The sequence below is a fragment of the Ramlibacter sp. MAHUQ-53 genome (genome assembly GCF_052600055.1).
On sequence record NZ_JBQWTS010000009.1, the window covers coordinates 94,989 to 111,092 of the forward strand.

13 protein-coding genes are annotated in these 16,104 nt (G+C 72.5%); 7 read left to right on the top strand and 6 right to left on the bottom strand.

The annotated features are described in order from the left end of the window. Positions 1–62: 62 nt before the first annotated feature. The 6 genes from ACT80S_RS14370 to xdhA all read right to left on the bottom strand — a co-directional run bounded on the left by ACT80S_RS14370 (position 63) and on the right by xdhA (position 8,005). The gene (locus ACT80S_RS14370; protein WP_377416936.1) at positions 63–884 is read right to left on the bottom strand and encodes a hypothetical protein; all 822 of its coding nucleotides are present in this window, start codon (positions 882–884) and stop codon (positions 63–65) included. After that, entirely contained in the window at positions 865–2,529 is a 1,665-nt protein-coding gene (locus tag ACT80S_RS14375) for a GspE/PulE family protein (RefSeq protein ID WP_377416938.1), read from the bottom strand. Before ACT80S_RS14375 ends, ACT80S_RS14370 begins: the two co-directional genes overlap by 20 nt. After that, entirely contained in the window at positions 2,526–3,701 is a 1,176-nt protein-coding gene (locus ACT80S_RS14380) for a type II secretion system F family protein (protein WP_377416940.1), read from the bottom strand. The genes ACT80S_RS14375 and ACT80S_RS14380 overlap by 4 nt, the downstream gene beginning before the upstream one ends. 9 nt (positions 3,702–3,710) lie before the next feature. Continuing rightward, positions 3,711–4,139: a type II secretion system major pseudopilin GspG gene (gspG, locus tag ACT80S_RS14385; RefSeq protein ID WP_377416942.1), complete on the bottom strand. Its 429-nt coding sequence runs from the start codon at positions 4,137–4,139 to the stop codon at positions 3,711–3,713. A 93-nt stretch (positions 4,140–4,232) separates the two neighbouring features. Further along, complete coding sequence (xdhB, locus tag ACT80S_RS14390; protein ID WP_377416944.1) at positions 4,233–6,551, bottom strand: xanthine dehydrogenase molybdopterin binding subunit; 2,319 nt, start codon at positions 6,549–6,551, stop codon at positions 4,233–4,235. Beyond that, on the bottom strand, positions 6,548–8,005 hold the full coding sequence (xdhA, locus tag ACT80S_RS14395) for a xanthine dehydrogenase small subunit (protein ID WP_377416946.1): 1,458 nt from the start codon (positions 8,003–8,005) through the stop codon (positions 6,548–6,550). Before xdhA ends, xdhB begins: the two co-directional genes overlap by 4 nt. Positions 8,006–8,104: 99 nt before the next feature. On the opposite strand from xdhA, the gene ACT80S_RS14400 reads away from it, so the two are divergent. The 7 genes from ACT80S_RS14400 (at position 8,105) to ACT80S_RS14430 (ending at position 16,044) form a co-directional block, all read left to right on the top strand. Continuing rightward, entirely contained in the window at positions 8,105–9,034 is a 930-nt protein-coding gene (locus ACT80S_RS14400) for a LysR family transcriptional regulator (RefSeq protein WP_377416948.1), read from the top strand. A 7-nt stretch (positions 9,035–9,041) separates the two neighbouring features. After that, a complete protein-coding gene (locus tag ACT80S_RS14405; protein ID WP_377416950.1) occupies positions 9,042–10,577 on the top strand; it encodes an ABC transporter ATP-binding protein in 1,536 nt (511 codons plus the stop codon). Further along, positions 10,570–11,649 carry an ABC transporter permease gene (locus ACT80S_RS14410; RefSeq protein WP_377416952.1) on the top strand — a complete coding sequence of 360 codons (1,080 nt, stop codon included), beginning with the start codon at positions 10,570–10,572 and terminating at the stop codon, positions 11,647–11,649. The genes ACT80S_RS14405 and ACT80S_RS14410 overlap by 8 nt, the downstream gene beginning before the upstream one ends. Before the next feature lies 1 nt (position 11,650). Next, positions 11,651–12,571 carry an ABC transporter permease gene (locus ACT80S_RS14415; RefSeq protein WP_377416954.1) on the top strand — a complete coding sequence of 307 codons (921 nt, stop codon included), beginning with the start codon at positions 11,651–11,653 and terminating at the stop codon, positions 12,569–12,571. A 34-nt stretch (positions 12,572–12,605) separates the two neighbouring features. Continuing rightward, complete coding sequence (locus ACT80S_RS14420) at positions 12,606–13,763, top strand: BMP family ABC transporter substrate-binding protein (RefSeq protein ID WP_377416956.1); 1,158 nt, start codon at positions 12,606–12,608, stop codon at positions 13,761–13,763. 67 nt (positions 13,764–13,830) lie between these two features. After that, positions 13,831–14,865 carry an adenosine deaminase gene (locus ACT80S_RS14425; RefSeq protein WP_377416958.1) on the top strand — a complete coding sequence of 345 codons (1,035 nt, stop codon included), beginning with the start codon at positions 13,831–13,833 and terminating at the stop codon, positions 14,863–14,865. Between the two features lie 84 nt (positions 14,866–14,949). Further along, a complete protein-coding gene (locus ACT80S_RS14430) occupies positions 14,950–16,044 on the top strand; it encodes a BMP family ABC transporter substrate-binding protein (protein WP_377416960.1) in 1,095 nt (364 codons plus the stop codon). Positions 16,045–16,104 lie beyond the last annotated feature (60 nt).

Below are 16,104 nucleotides of genomic sequence, written 5' to 3' on the forward strand. Positions count from 1 at the left end.
CCGGGTGCGCCGGGTGTAGCGGAGGGTGGGTGTTTCAGCGGCAGGCGCGGCATTGTGTCACCTCACCGGCGTGAGCCCTGCAGGCGGCGGGCCAGGGCCAGCGCCGCGCCGGCTTCGTCCACCACCCCCGCCGCCGCCGTGCCGGGAACGGCCGCCTGGACGATGCCCTCGGCCTGCGGTGCCTGCCCGGTGCACAGGTCCAGCCAGTGCAGCGGCCCCGGGCCGGCCTCGCCCGGCGGGACCCGTGCCGATTCCAGGCGGACATGGCCCCAGGCCTGCGCCGCCAGCGCCTCGGGCGAGGCCCCGGGCGCGGCGGGCAGGCCAGTGAGCGTGTGGGGCCGGCCGGCGCGGCACTGCCACACCAGCAGCCGGCTCGGGCTGCGCAGGACGCTCCAGCCGTCCGCGGGGAAGGCGTGGGCGGCGTGGCGCGCGAGCAGGCCCCAGGCGGTCTGCCAGTGCACCGGGACCCGCAGGGGGGCGAGCGACCGCTCCACGGCGGCGGCCCGGGTGGCGTCGAGGCCGGCGCAGGCGAACGGGTGCTGCGCGCTCCAGTCCCCGGTCACGCGCCAGGATGCGGCGCTGCCGCCGAAGAGGCCGGCGCAGCGGGCCTGCGCGACCTGGCGCAGCTCGGCGAGGTGGGCGACCGCGGGCGGCGCGAGCACCCAGTGCACGGCGATGTCCGCGCCGGCCACCAGTTGCACCGACGCCACCGTCGCCCCCGGCATGGCCGACAGGGCCGCCAGCGCCGCGCCGAGGCCGGCGTGGTCGCCGGTGCGCACCTGCGCCTCGCCCGGCGCCTGCCAGGCGGCGCCCCGGGCATCGAGGCCGACGACGAGGCGGTGCCCGCGCGGCTTCGGCCGCCAGTCATGCAGCGACGGTGGCACGGCGTGCTTCCTCCAGGGTGGTTCGGCCCGCTCGGGCCACGGCCAGCGCCGCCTGCGTGAGGCTGCGCTGGCCCTTGCGCTGCGCGGCGTCGCGCAGCCGGCGCGTCGGCGCTCGGGCCACGATCAGCTCGCGCAGCTCGTCGTCCAGGCGCAGGAGTTCGGCCACGGCCTGCCGCCCCTTGTAGCCGGTGCCGCGGCAGTCGCCGCAGCCCGCGCCGTGGCGCAGGTCGAAGCCGTCCATGTCCGCCGGGGCGAGGCCCAGGCGCTCCAGCTCCCGGGGCGCCGGCCGCGCGGGCTGGCTGCAGCGCGGGCACACCAGGCGCACCAGGCGCTGCGCCCACACGCCGTTGAGGGCGGAGGCCAGGGCATGAGCGTCCAGCCCCATGTGCGTGAAGCGGCTGAAGACGTCGAACGCGTTGTTGGCATGCACCGTGGTGAGCACCAGGTGGCCGGTGAGGGCCGACTGCACCGCGATCTCGGCGGTCTCGCGGTCGCGGATCTCGCCGACCATGATCTTGTCCGGGTCGTGCCGCAGGATGGCGCGCAGGCCGCGCGCGAAGCTCAGGCCCTTCTTCTCGTTCACGCGGATCTGCAGCACGCCGGGCAGCTGGTACTCGACCGGGTCCTCGATGGTGATGACCTTGTCGCGGCCGGTGTGGGCCTCGGCCAGCGCGGCGTAGAGCGTGGTGGTCTTGCCCGAGCCGGTAGGACCGGTCACCAGGACCATGCCCCAGGCCGCCTCCATCAGCTCGCGCAGGCTGGCGACCAGGGGCGCGTCGAACCCCAGCGCGTCGAGCGTGAGCCGGCCGTGGGCCTCGACCATGGCCTGCTTGTCCAGGATGCGGATCACCGCGTCCTCGCCGTGCACGCCCGGGATGATGGAGACGCGCAGGTCGACCTCGCGGCCCTGGGCGCTGACGCGGAAGCTGCCGTCCTGCGGCACGCGGCGCTCGGCGATGTCCAGCTCGGCGAGCACCTTCAGGCGGGACAGCGCCTGTTCGGCCAGCGCCACGCCGGGCACCTGGGCGGCGGTGTCGAGGACGCCGTCGATGCGGTACTTCACGGCGAGGCCGGCGGGCGTGGCCTCCAGGTGGACGTCGCTGGCGCCGGCGCGCAGCGCGTCGTAGAGGGTGGAGTTGACCAGGCGCACCGCGGGACTCGCCGCGTCGGCGACGCGGGCGATCGACAGCTGCTCGATGCCGGGGCTGGCGCCGGCACCCTCGGCCGCGCCGGGATCCGCCGCGTCCACCGCGTCCAGTGCGCGCTGGCGGGCCTCCTGCTGGCCGAGGAAGGCGTGGATGTCCTCCGGCGTGGCCAGCACCCAGCGCACCGGCCGGCCCGCCGCGTGGGCCAGCAGGGTGCGCAGGTCGGGATCGAGCGGGTCGTGCAGCACGCCGATGCCCTCGCCCGCCTCGCCCTCGAGCAGCACCGCGCGCAGCGCCTGGGCGCGGGGCAGGGACAGCCCGCCCGGCAGCGGGGCGTGGCGGGCCATGCGCGCGGTGTCCCAGCATTCCAGGCCGAGGTCCTGCGCCAGGGCCTGCGCCGCCTCGCGCGGCGTACACCGGAGCAGGCCGGCCAGCGCCGCGACGGGCTCCTGGCCCTGCCCGCAGGCCGCGCGCAGCGCCGTCCACTGGCCCGCGTTCACTGCAGGCTCCCGGCCAGCTCGAACACCGGCATGTACAGCAGCACGACGATGAGGCCGATCACCAGGCCGATGGCGGCCATGAGCGCCGGCTCGAAGGCCCGGGCGAAGCGCTCGATCCAGCGCGTGGCCTCGCCGTCGTGGAAGGCCGCCGCGCGCGAGAGCATGTCGCCCAGGCGTCCCGAGCGCTCGCCGACGCGCAGCAGCCGCAGGGCCACCGGCGAGCCCAGGCCCTGGTGCGCCAGGGCCTGCGACAGCGGCTGCCCGGCCAGCACCTCGCCCTGCACCGCGCGCAGGCGCTCGCGGGTGGCGGGGCCGACCGCGTCGGCGCCGAGCTGCAGCGCGCTCACGACCGGGATGCCGCCCTCGACCAGCAGGCCCAGGGTGAGGCACAGGCGCGCGAGCTCCAGTGTCGCCAGCCGCCCGCGCGCGCCGGGCAGGGCCGCCAGCAGCCGCCACCAGCCGCCGTGGCGTCGCAGCCGCAGGAGGGCCAGGGCGGCGGCGGCCAGCGCCAGCGCGAGGCCGCCGCCCAGGGCCAGCGCGTGCCGGCCGGCGAAGCGGCCCCAGTCCATCAGCAGCTGCGAGGCCCAGGGCAGCTCACGGCCCGCGCCGGCGTAGACCGCGGCGAAACGCGGAACCACGTAGGCCAGCAGGAACAGCCCCACGCAGGCGCCGACTGCCAGCAGGATGGCGGGGTAGACCGCGGCGCTCACCACCTTGTCACGCAGGGTGGTGAGGCGGGACTCGTAGGCCACGTAGCGCGCCAGCGCCTGGGGCAGGTCGCTGGTGCCCTCGGCCGAGGCCACCAGCCCGCAGAACAGGGACGGGAAGACCGCGCCTTGCCGGCGCAGCGCCTGCGACAGGCCCCAGCCTTCGCGCAGGTGGCCGCCCAGGCGCTCGAGGATGGCGCGGCGGTGGCCGGCCGGCTCCTTCTCGACGAGGGCGTCGATGGCCTCCACCACGGCGAGGCCGGCCTCCAGCAGCGCCAGCAGTTCCTGCGCGAACAGCAGCAGGGCGAAGCGCGGGCCGCGGCCGGACAGGCGCCGCGCCCGCACCGACAGCGGCGTGAGGCCGCGCGCCCGGGCCTGGGCGCAGGCGTCCGCCGCGTCGAGGGCCTCCAGGCGCAGCTCGCCCACCTGCTGCGAGGCGTCGAGGGCGCGGACGACGAACTGCATCGCGCGGCCTCATTCGCGCCCGATGTCGGCCGCCTCGCCGGTGCCGCCGGGCTGGCCGTCCCTGCCCTGGGAGAACAGCTCGTACTCGCCCAGCGTGCCCGGGGACCGGTAGACGTAGGGGTGGCCCCAGGGGTCGGGTGGCACGGCCTTGCTCAGGTAGGGGCCGCGCCAGGTGGCGGCGCCGGCCGGGGCGGTGACCAGGGCGGCCAGGCCTTCCTCGGTGGTGGGGAAGGCGCCCGTGTCCAGCCGGTAGGCGGCCAGGGCCCGGTGGAAGCCCTCGACCTGGGCCCGCGCGGCGGCCTGCTCGGACTTGGCGATCTGGCCGAAGAAGCGCGGGCCGGCATAGGCCGCCAGCAGCCCGATGATGGCCACGACCACCAGCAGTTCCAGCAGCGTGAAGCCGCCGGCGCGCGGGCCGGCGGTGACGGATGGCGACATGGCTCCTCCCCCTGGGCGCCGGTCCCTCCGGCGCGAAGCGGGCGGATTCTAGGAAGCGGCCTGGCCAGGCCGGCAGGCCAGGGGCCTCGCCGGTCAGCCCAGGCGGCCGAGCGCGCGCAGCACGTTCTCCGGCGTCGCCGGCGCCGCCAGCTTCGCCGCGCCCGACGGGCCCGCGACCGAGGCGATCGCCTCGCGGATCGCCTCCCAGGCGCTGATGCCGAGCATGAAGGGCGGCTCGCCCACCGCCTTGCTGCCGCCCACGTTGTCCTCGCGGTTCGGCTCGGGCCAGAAGTCGACCCGCAGGCGCGCCGGCAGGTCGCCGGTGGCGGGAATCTTGTAGGTGCTGGGCGCGTGCGTCGCCAGCCGTCCGCGGTCGTTCCAGACCAGTTCCTCGCTGGTGAGCCAGCCCACGCCCTGGATGAAGCCGCCCTCCACCTGGCCGAGGTCGATCGCCGGGTTGATGGAGGTGCCGACGTCATGGAGGATGTCCACCGCCAGCAGCCGCGTCTCGCCGGTCAGGGTGTCGATGGCCACCTCGCTGCAGGCCGCGCCGTAGCTGAAGTAGTAGAACGGCCGGCCGGTGAGGGTGGCCTTGTCGTAGTGGATCTTGGGCGTGCGGTAGAAGCCGTCGGACCACAGCTGGATGCGGTTGGCGTAGGCCAGCTTCACCACCTCGTCGAAGGCGCGCGTGCCGGACGGGGTGATGACCTGCCCGCCGCGGAAGCTCACCGCGCCCGCGCCGCAGCCGTCCAGGCCGGCGACGAAGGCCGCCAGGTTGTCGCGGATGTTGCGCGCGGCGAACTGCGCGGCCCGCCCGTTCAGGTCGGTGCCGCTGGAGGCCGCGGTGGCCGAGGCGTTGGGCACCTTGCCGGTCTCGGTGGCGGTGCACAGCACCCGCTCGAACGGCACGCCCAGTTCGTCGGCCACCACCTGCATGATCTTGGTGTGCAGGCCCTGGCCCATCTCGGTGCCGCCGTGATTGAGCTGCACGCTGCCGTCGGTGAACACGTTGACCAGCGCGCCGGCCTGGTTGAACAGGGTGGCGGTGAAGCTGATGCCGAACTTCACCGGCGTGATCGCGATGCCGCGCCGTATCACCGGGCTGGCCGCGTTCCAGGCGGCGATGGCTTCACGGCGCTGCGCGTAGCGCGAGGTGCGCGCCAGCGTCTCCACCAGCGGGTGCAGGATGTTGTCCTCCACCTTCATCTGGTAGTGCGTGGTGTGGCGGTCCTCGACGCCGTAGAAATTGCGCTGGCGCACCCCCAGCGGGTCCAGCCCGAGGTGGCGCGCGATCTCGCCGACGATGGCCTCGATCGCGATCACGCCCTGCGGGCCGCCGAAGCCGCGGAAGGCGGTGAAGCTCTGGAGGTGGGTCTTGCAGCGGTAGGAGGCGATCTCCACGTCCGACAGGTAGTAGGCGTTGTCGGTGTGGAAGATGGCGCGGTCGGCCACCGGGCCGGAGAGGTCGGCCGAGAAGCCGCAGTTGGCCAGCTGGGTGACCTTCAGCGCGGTGATCCGGCCGGTGTCGTCGAAGCCCGCCTCCCAGTCGATGGCGAAGGGGTGGCGCTTGCCGGTGACCAGGAAGTCGTCGTCGCGGTCCAGCCGCAGCTTGACCGGGCGGCGCAGCTTGTGCGCGGCCACCGCCGCCCACACCGCGAGGTGCCCGGCCTGGGTCTCCTTGCCGCCGAAGCCGCCGCCCATGCGGCGGCATTCCACCGTGACCGCGTTGCTGTCCAGGCCCAGGGCATGGGCCACCCAGTGCTGCACCTCGCCCGGGTGCTGGGTCGAGGAATGCACCAGCCACTGGCCCTGCTCGCGGGGCAGGACGTAGGCCACCTGGCCCTCCAGGTAGAAATGCTCCTGGCCGCCCACGTCGAGCGAGCCGGCGAGGCGGTGCCGCGAGGCGGCCATGGCCTGCTCGGGCTCGCCGCGGCGCACCACCACCGGCGGCAGCACGTAGCTGCGTGCCGCGTGGGCCGCGCGTACGTCGAGGACGGCGGGCAGGGGCTCGATGTCGGGCGTCACCGCGCGCGCGGCGCGGCGCGCGGCCATCACGCTGTCGGCCACGACCAGGCCGATCACCTGGCCCACGTGCTGCACGGTGTCACGGGCGAAGACCGGCTCGTCGTGCGCGAAGGCGGCCAGCACCGGGTCGCCCGGGATGTCGGCGGCCAGCACCACGCCGCGCACGCCGGGCAGGGCCAGCGCCGCGGCCGTGTCGACCCCGCGCAGGCGGCCGTGGGCCACGGGCGAGAGGATGGGGGCGGCATGCAGGGTGCCCCGCACCTCGGGAAGGTCGTCGATGTAGGCGGCGGCGCCGGCCACCTGGGCGCGGGCGCTCTCGTGGATGCGCGGGCTGCCCGTGGCGGGCGCGGCGACCGCCAGGGACAGGTCTTTCTCGGGGGCGTTCACGGCTGCACCTCCTCGAGGCTGAAGCGCTCCAGGCTGACCCCGGCGACGCCCTGGCTCTCCAGCCAGAAGCGACGCAGCAGGTTGCCCAGGACCTCGCGCCGGTAGGCGGACGAGGCGCGCATGTCGGAAATGGGCTGGAACTCGGCGCGCAGGGCGTCGGCCGCGGCCTGCGCGGCGGCCTCGGTCCAGGGCCGCCCCGCCAGGGCGGCCTCGGCGCTGCGGGCGCGCGCGGGCGTGGCGGCCACGCCGCCGGCGCCGATGCGCGCGGCCGTCACCGCGCCGCCCTCGAGCGTGAGGTTCACGGTCAGGCACACCGCGGAGATGTCGTCGTCCCAGCGCTTGGAGACCTTGTAGGCGCGCAGGAACTCGCCCGGCGCCGGCGCCGGCACCTCGATGCGCGCGACGACCTCGTCGGCCGCCAGCTGCGTCTGGCGGTAGCCGGTGTAGAAGTCCTCCAGCGGCATCGCGCGCTCGCCGCGCGCGCTGGCCAGCACGAGGCGCGCGCCCAGCGCGATCAGCAGGGGCATGGAGTCGCCGATGGGGGAGCCGTTGGCGACGTTGCCGCCCAGCGTGCCCGAGTTGCGCACCGGCAGGCCGGCGAAGCGCTCGGCGAAGGCCTGCAGCTGCGGGCGCTGCGCGGCGAGGGCGGCATAGGCGTCCTGCAGCGTCACCGCGGCGCCGATGGACAGGCCCTGCGGCGTGGCCTGCACGCGCCGCAGCTCGGCGACGCGGGTGACGTCGAGCACCTGGCCGAAGCGGCGGTGCATCTTGGTGATCCACAGGCCGGCGTCGGTGCAGCCGGCCACCAGCTGGGCCTGCGGGTGCGCCGCGCGCGCGGCCAGCAGGGCGGGCAGGGTGGTGGGGGCCAGGTAGGCCGTGCCCTCGCCGGCCTGCGGCGCGAGGGACTGCAGCTGCGCGAGGAGCGCCGCCTCGTCCACCTTCACCGCCGGCAGGTCGGCCATGCGCTGCGCGGCTTCGAGCAGGGGACGGTAGCCGGTGCAGCGGCACAGGTTGCCCGAGAGGTCGGCCTGGGCCTGCTCGCGGGTGATGGCCCGGCCCTGGCAGACCTGGTTCTGGTACATGCCGAACAGGCTCATCACGAAGCCTGGGGTGCAGAAGCCGCATTGCGAGCCGTGGCACTGCACCACCGCCTCCTGGGCCGGGTGCAGGGTGCCGTCGTCGGCGGCCAGGTCCTCCACGGTCCACAGCGCCAGGCCGTCGACCGAGTGGGCCAGGCGGATGCAGCTGTTGATGGCGCGCCAGCGCAGCGCGCCGTCCTGGGCCTCGGCCAGGACCACGGTGCAGGCGCCGCAGTCGCCCTCCCCGCAGCCCTCCTTGGTGCCGGTGTCGCCGAGGTCCTCGCGCAGCACCTCGAGCAGGGTGCGGTCGGGTGGTACATTGGCCAGCGTCACCAGCTCGCCGCGGCGGAAGAATCGGATGGTCTTGGATTCCATGTGGGTCAGTATGGCGTCATTCGCGCCGCTTATCAGGTTAGGCCGGCCGGCGCCCCGGTCCGATAAGGCCCGCCATATGGCGGCCATGCGCGGGCGGCCATGAGGGGCCACGACCTCCTCGACCGGATCGACCTGCACCTGATCCGGGTGCTCCACACCGTGCTCACCGAACGCAGCGTCTCGCGCGCCGCGGTGCGCCTGGGGATGCACCAGCCGCAGGTGTCCGCCGCGCTGCGGCGGCTGCGCGAGGTGGCGGGTGACCCCCTCCTGGTGCGTTCGGGCGCCGGGATGGTGCCCACGGATGCCGGTCTTCGCATGGTCGAGCCCTGTGCAAGCATCCTGCGTGCCGCGCAGTCCCTCTTCGCCGACTCGCGCGGCTTCGACCCGCGCACCACCGACATCACCTTCCGCGTCGCCGCCAGCGATTACCTCGACCCGCACTTCCTGCCGGCGCTGGTGGCCGCCATCAAGTCGCAGGCGCCGCGCGCGGCCATCGAGATCCATGCGCTGTCGCCGCAGGCCGACTGCCATGCCCGCCTGGCCGCGGGCGAGGTCGACGTGGTCGTGAGCAACTGGCTGGAGCCGCCGGACAACCTGCACCGCAGCGTGCTGTTCGAGGACGAGGTCGCCTGCCTGGTCTCGGCCGACCACCCGGCCGTGCGCCGGGGCTGGCGTACGCAGGACTGGCTGGACGCCGAGCACGTGGCCCCCACGCCCACCCACCCCGGCGCCCGCGGCGCGATCGACGAGCACCTGGACCGGCTCGGCCTGGCGCGCAACATCACTGCCCGCTGCCCCCATTTCAGCCTGATCCCGGCGATGGTGGCGCAGAGCTTGCTGGTGCTGACCACCGGCCGGAAGTACTGCGAACGTTTCGCAGGGCTGATGCCGGTGACAATCCTGCCCTGCCCCGTCGAGTTCCCCCGCCTGGTCTACTACCAGTTGTGGCACGAACGTTCGCATGCCTCGGCCTCGGCCCGCTGGCTCCGCGATCGCATCCGGCAGGCGGCGGCAGGCTTAGGAAATTGACCAGACGATGAATACACCACGGCTGCAACTGGCCGGCATCACCAAGCGCTATCCGGCGGTGGTCGCCAACGACCAGGTGTCCCTGCGCGTGATGCCCGGGCAGGCCCATGCGGTGCTGGGCGAGAACGGCGCGGGCAAGTCCACGCTGATGAAGATCATCTACGGCTCCGTCAAGCCCGATGAGGGCCAGGTGCTGTGGAATGGCAAGCCCGTCAGCATCCGTAACCCGCAGGAGGCGCGCGCGCTGGGCATCAGCATGGTGTTCCAGCACTTCAGCCTGTTCGACACGCTGACCGTGGCCGAGAACGTGTGGCTGGGGCTGGACAAGTCCCTCACGCTGCCCGAGGTCACCCGCCGCATCACCGCCAAGGCCGCCGAGTACGGCCTGGACATCGACCCCTCCCGCCCGGTGCACACGCTCTCGGTGGGCCAGATGCAGCGGGTGGAGATCATCCGGGCGCTGCTCACCGACCCGCAACTCCTGATCCTCGACGAGCCCACCTCGGTGCTCACGCCGCAGGCCGTGGAGAAGCTGTTCGTGGTGCTGAAGAAGCTGGTGGCCGAGGGCTGCAGCATCCTGTACATCAGCCACAAGCTGCACGAGATCCGCGAGCTGTGCACCGCCTGCACCGTGCTGCGCGGGGGCAAGGTGACCGGCGAGTGCGACCCGCGCGAGGAGAGCAACGCCTCCCTGAGCCGCCTCATGATCGGCGCCGAGCCGCCGCAGCTGCAGCACCGCGAGGCCCGCGTCGGCGAGGCCGTGCTGCGGGTGGAGAACCTGAGCCTGGCGCGCGAGTCCGCCTTCGGCACCGACCTCGAAGGCATCAGCCTCGAGGTGCGCGCCGGCGAGGTGGTGGGCATCGCCGGCGTGTCCGGCAATGGCCAGCGCGAGCTGATGTACGCGCTCTCGGGCGAGGACACCCGGGCCGAGCCGCGGATGGTGCAGGTCGCCGGCCAGCCCGCCGGCCGCCTCGGCCCCGGCCGCCGGCGCGCCCTGGGCCTGCACTTCGTGCCCGAGGAGCGCCTGGGCCGCGGCGCCGTGCCCACGCTGGGCCTGGCGCACAACCTGCTGCTCTCGCGCCGCGAGGCGCTGGGCCGTGGCGGCTGGATCCACCTGGGGCGGCTGCGCGAGCAGGCCCGCGGGATCATCGAGCGCTTCAACGTGCGCGCCGGCGGGCCCGATGCGCCGGCCCGCTCGCTGTCCGGCGGCAACCTGCAGAAATTCATCGTGGGCCGCGAGATCGACGCGAAGCCGAGGCTGCTGCTCGTCTCCCAGCCCACCTGGGGCGTGGACGTGGGCGCCGCGGCGCAGATCCGCGGCGCGATCCTGGCCCTGCGCGACGCCGGCTGCGCCGTGCTCGTGGTGAGCGAGGAACTGGATGAACTGTTCGAAGTGAGTGACCGTTTGCACGTGATAGCCAAGGGGCGCCTGTCGCCCTCCATTTCCCGGGCCGAGGCCACGGTGGAACAGATCGGCGAATGGATGTCGGGCCTGTGGGGCCACGGCCATGCCGAAGCCGCGCGGGAGGCTGCCAATGTTTAAGCTCGAGCCGCGTCCGCAGGCGTCCGCGTTCTGGAGCCTGGCCTCGCCGCTGCTGGCCCTGGCCATCACCGTGGTCCTGGGCGTGGCCCTTTTCGCCGCGCTGGGCAAGGACCCGGTGCGCGGGCTGCAGATGTTCTTCTGGGAGCCGGTGAAGTCGCTCTATGCCTTCGGCGAGCTGATGGTCAAGGCCACGCCGCTGCTGCTGATCGCGCTGGGCCTGGCGGTGTGCTTCCGCTCCAACGTCTGGAACATAGGCGCCGAGGGCCAGTTCGTCATCGGCGCCATCTGCGCTGGCGGGGTGGCCCTGCTGGCGGACAAGCAGACCGGCCGCTGGATCGTTCTCGCCGTGCTGCTCGCCGGCATCGCCGGCGGCATGGCCTGGGCGGCGCTCACCGCGTTCCTGCGCGACCGCTTCAACGCCAACGAGATCCTGGTCAGCCTGATGCTGGTCTACGTGGCAGTGCAACTGCTGGTGTGGCTGGTCTTCGGCCCCTGGAAGGACCCGGGCGGCTACAACTTCCCGCAGACCAAGACCTTCGAGTCGGTGACCCAGGTGCCCCGGCTGATGGCGGGCTCGCGCATGTCCATCGGCCTGCTGCTGGCGCTGGCCGGGGCGGGGGCGCTGTGGGTGTTCCTGTTCCGCACCCGCGCGGGCTTCGCGCAGCAGGTCGGCGGCCTGGCCCCGGAGGCGGCGCGCTATGCCGGCTTCTCCGCGCGCAAGGCCCTGTGGATCGCGCTGCTCACCTCGGGCGCCGCCGCCGGCCTGGCCGGCGCGCTGGAAGTGGCCGGCCCCATCGGCCAGCTCACGCCCTATGTCCCGGCGGGCTACGGCTTCGCCGCCATCATCGTCGCCTATGTCGGCCGGCTGCACCCGGTGGGCATGGTGTTCTCGGCCATCCTCATGAGCATGTTCTACATCGGCGGCGAGTACGCCCAGTCGCGACTGGGCATGCCCAAGTCCATCACCGGCGTGTTCCAGGGCCTGCTGCTGTTCGCGCTGCTGGCCTGCGACACGCTGCTCGTGTACCGCGTGCGCTGGCAGGGCCAGGGCGCCCGGAAGGCGGTGGCCTGACATGGAAAGCTACGCACTCCTCCTGGCCGCCACGCTCAACGCGGGCACGGTGCTGGCCATCGCCGCACTGGGCCTGCTGATCAACGAGCGGGCCGGCATCGTCAACCTCGGCGCCGAGGGCCTGATGCTGTGCGCCGCCATCGCCGGCTTCGCCGTGGTGGTCCACACCGGCAGCGACCTGCTCGGGTTCCTGGCCGGCGCGGCTGCCGGCGCGGCGCTGTCCGCCGTATTCGGCGGGCTGGTGATCTGGCTGGGGACCAACCAGTACGCCACCGGCCTGGCCCTGAGCCTGTTCGGCGCGGGCTTCTCGGCCTTCGCCGGCATCCGCTACGTGCAGGAGAAGCTGCCTGAGCGGATGCAGTTCTCCATCCCGGTGCTCGGCGACCTGCCGCTGGTGGGGCCGGCGCTGTTCCGCCAGCACCCGATGGTCTACCTGGTCATCGCCTTCACCCTGGCACTGATCTGGTTCCTGTACCGCTCGCGCGCCGGCCTGGTGCTGCGCTCGGTGGGCGAGTCGCCCGAGTCGGCCCATGCGCTGGGCTACCCGGTGCGCCGCATCCGCCTGGCCGCGGTGGTGTCGGGCGGCGCGCTGTGTGGCCTGGCAGGCGCCTACCTCTCGGTGGTCTACACCCCCCTGTGGGTCGAGGGCATGGTGGCCGGCAAGGGTTGGATCGCGCTGGCCCTGACCACCTTCGCCACCTGGCGCCCGGCCCGGGTCTTGCTTGGGGCCTACCTGTTCGGGGGCGTGACGATGCTGCAATTCCACCTCCAGGGATCCGGGGTGGAGGTGGCGAGTGAATTCCTCACGATGCTGCCCTATATTGCAACCATCGTCGTGCTGGCCCTGATGTCGCGCAATCCGGCATGGATCCGCGCGAATATGCCGGCGTCCCTCGGGAAGCCGTTTTTCCCGGGTTCATAATTCCTGTTTTCGTCGTCCTAAATCAGAGGAAACCATGACCGACCTGAAGAAACGCTCGATGCTCCAAGTCGCGGCCGTGACCGCGCTGGCAGCCACCGCCCTGGTGGGCTGCGGCAAGAAGGAAGAGGCTGCGCCCGCGCCGGCAGCCTCGGCCGCCGCCGCACCGGCCAAGCCCGAGCCCCTGAAGATCGCCTTCGCCTACGTCGGCCCGGTGGGTGACGGCGGCTGGACCTTCGCCCACGACAACGGCCGCAAGGCGGTGGAGAAGGAATTCGGCGACAAGGTCGTCACCAGCTTCGTCGAGAAGGTGCCCGAGTCCGCCGACGCCGAGCGCGTGATGCGTGACCTGGTCGGCCAGGGCAACAAGCTGATCTTCGGCACCACCTTCGGCTACATGGAGCCGATGCTCAAGGTCGCCGCCGATGCCAAGGACGTCAAGTTCGAGCACGCCACCGGCTACAAGCAGGCCGACAACCTGCGCACCTACGACAGCCGTACCTACGAAGGCGCCTACATGGCCGGCGTGATCGCGGGCAAGATGACCAAGACCAACACGCTGGGCGTGGTGGGCTCGGTGCCGATCCCCGAGGTGATCCGCAACATCAACAGCTTCACCCTGGGCGCCCAGTCGGTGAACCCGAAGATCAAGACCAAGGTGGTCTGGGTCGGCGACTGGTTCAATCCGCCGAAGGAAACCGAGGCCGCGACCTCCCTGATCAACGGCGGCGCCGACGTGCTGATGCAGAACACCGACTCGTCGGCCGTGCTGCAGACCGCCGAGAAGATGGGCAAGCGCGCCTTCGGCTGGGACAGCGACATGACCGCCTACGGCCCCAAGGCCCACCTGGGTTCCGCCATCATCAACTGGGGCCCGTACTACGTGAAGGCCGTGCGTGACGCCCTGGAAGGCAAGTGGACCGGCAACTCCGCCAGCTGGTGGGGCGTGAAGGAAGGCGCGATCGACATGGTCTCCATCGCCGCCGACGTGCCGGAAGACACCAAGAAGAAGGTCGAAGAGATCAAGGCCGGCCTGAAGGACGGCTCCTTCGTGATCTGGAAGGGCCCGATCAAGGACCAGGCCGGCAAGGACGTCCTGGCCAAGGACGCCGTCGCCGACGACAAGTTCCTGGGTGGCATCAACTTCTACGTCAAGGGCGTGGAAGGCAAGATCCCCGGCGGCGACAAGAAGTAAGCTTCGCGCCACTGCCTGTGAAGGGTCGCCCTCGGGCGGCCCTTTTTCTTTTGGAAGGACCCCTCGCGTGAAAGACATCGCCCCCGAACGCCTGCCCGAGCTGCTGCGCCGCATGCCCAAGGCGGAACTGCATATCCACATCGAGGGCTCGCTCGAGCCCGAGCTGATCTTCGAGATGGCGCGCCGCAACGGCGTGGCCATCCCCTACGCCAGCGTCGAGGAGCTGCGCCAGGCCTACGCCTTCACCAACCTGCAAAGCTTCCTGGACATCTACTACGCCGGCGCCAGCGTGCTGCTCAAGGAGCAGGACTTCTACGACATGGCCTGGGCCTACCTCGAGAAGGCCAGGGCGGACCACGTGGTGCACGCGGAGATCTTCTTCGACCCGCAGACCCACACCGCGCGCGGCGTGCCGATGCAGGTGGTGGTGGACGGCCTGCACCGCGCCTGCGTGGACGCGAAGGCGAAGCTGGGCGTGAGCGCCAGCCTGATCCTGTGCTTCCTGCGGCACCTGTCCGAGGCCGAGGCCTTCGACACGCTGGAGGCGGCGCTGCCGTTTCGCGACAGGTTCATCGGCGTGGGGCTGGACTCCAGCGAGGTCGGCCACCCGCCGGAGAAGTTCGCGCGGGTGTTCGCGAAGTGCCGCGAGCTGGGGCTGCGCCTGGTGGCCCACGCGGGCGAGGAGGGGCCGCCGGCCTACGTCTGGTCGGCGCTGGACGTGCTGAAGGTCGAGCGCATCGACCACGGTGTGCAGTCGCCCAAGGACCCGGCGCTGGTGCAGCGGCTGGCGCAGGACCGCATCCCGCTGACGGTCTGCCCGCTGTCCAACCTCAAGCTGTGCGTCTTCCCGAAGCTGGCCGACCACAACCTGGGCGCGCTGCTGGACGCCGGCCTGGTGGCAACCGTCAACTCCGACGACCCGGCCTATTTCGGCGGCTACATGAACGACAACTTCGTGCAGACCTTCGCCGCCACCGGCCTGACCGCCCGCCATGCCTACCAGCTGGCCCGCAACAGCTTCGAGGCGAGCTTCGTGCCCCAGGCCGACAAGGACCGCTGGGTCGCGCAGCTGGACGCCGTCTTCGCGGAATTCGCGGCGTAAGGCCAGGCGTTTAGAATCACCCACGCGCCGCTGCGCCCCGCAGCGGCGTTTTCGTTTGTCCCCGGGGCCATGTAGAGGAACACCATGTACAAAAACCTCGCTGCCACGCTGCTCGTGGCCGCCAGTTTTTTCTCCCCCCTTTCCACCCGCGCGCAGCCCGCCAAGGAGCCGCTGAAGATCGGCTTCGTCTATGTCGCGCCGCTGACCGACGCCGGCTGGGTGCGCCAGCACGAGGAAGGCCGCAAGGCCGTCCAGTCCGCCCTGGGCGCACAGGCCGAGACCCGCTACGTCGAGAACGTGGCCGAGGGCGCTGACGCCGAGCGCGTGATCCGCGACCTCGCGCAGCAGGGCCACAAGCTGATCTTCACGCCCAGCTTCGGCTACATGGAGCCCACGCTCAAGGTGGCCAAGGACTTCCCGGACGTGAAGTTCGAGTCGGTCACCGGCTACAAGACCGCGCCCAACGTCTCGGCCGCCAACGCCCGCTACTACGAGGGCCGCTACCTCGCCGGCATCGCCGCGGGGCGCATGACGAAGTCGAACGTGGCCGGCTACGTGGCGGGCTTTCCCATCCCCGAGGTGCTCCAGGGCATCAATGCCTTCACCCTGGGCCTGCGCTCGGTCAACCCGAAGGCGCAGGTGCGCGTCGTGTGGCTGAACGACTGGTTCAACCCGCCGCGTGAGCGCGACGCCGCCATGGCGCTGATGGACCAGGGCGCCGACGTGCTCGCCTTCCACACCGGCTCCAACGCGGTGATGGTCGCCGCGCAGGAGCGCGGCAAGCTGGCCGTGGCCTACCACTCGGACATGCGCAAGGTCGCGCCGGATGCCCAGGTCGTCGCGGTCACGCACCAGTGGGGCGGCTACTACACGGCCCGCGCCCGCGAGGTGCTGGCTGGCACCTGGAAGCCGGGCACGGTCTGGGGCGGCGTCAAGGAAGGCATGATCCGTGTCGGCGACTTCGGCGCGCGCGTGCCCAAGGCGGTGCAGGACGAGGTGCTGGCGCGCCAGAAGGACATCGCGGCCGGCCGCCTGCGGCCCTTCGCCGCCGGCAAGTCCGACGCCGTGCGCGACAACGAGGGCCGCGAACGCATCGCCGCCGGCAAGTCGCTGGACGACGGCGCCATCCTCGGCATGGACTGGCTGGCCGAAGGCGTGGTGGGCAAGGCCGGCAAGTGACCGGCAAGTGACCGGCCGGGGGCCGGGGCGGGCCGCCGCGCAGCGCCGCGAGCGCGCACA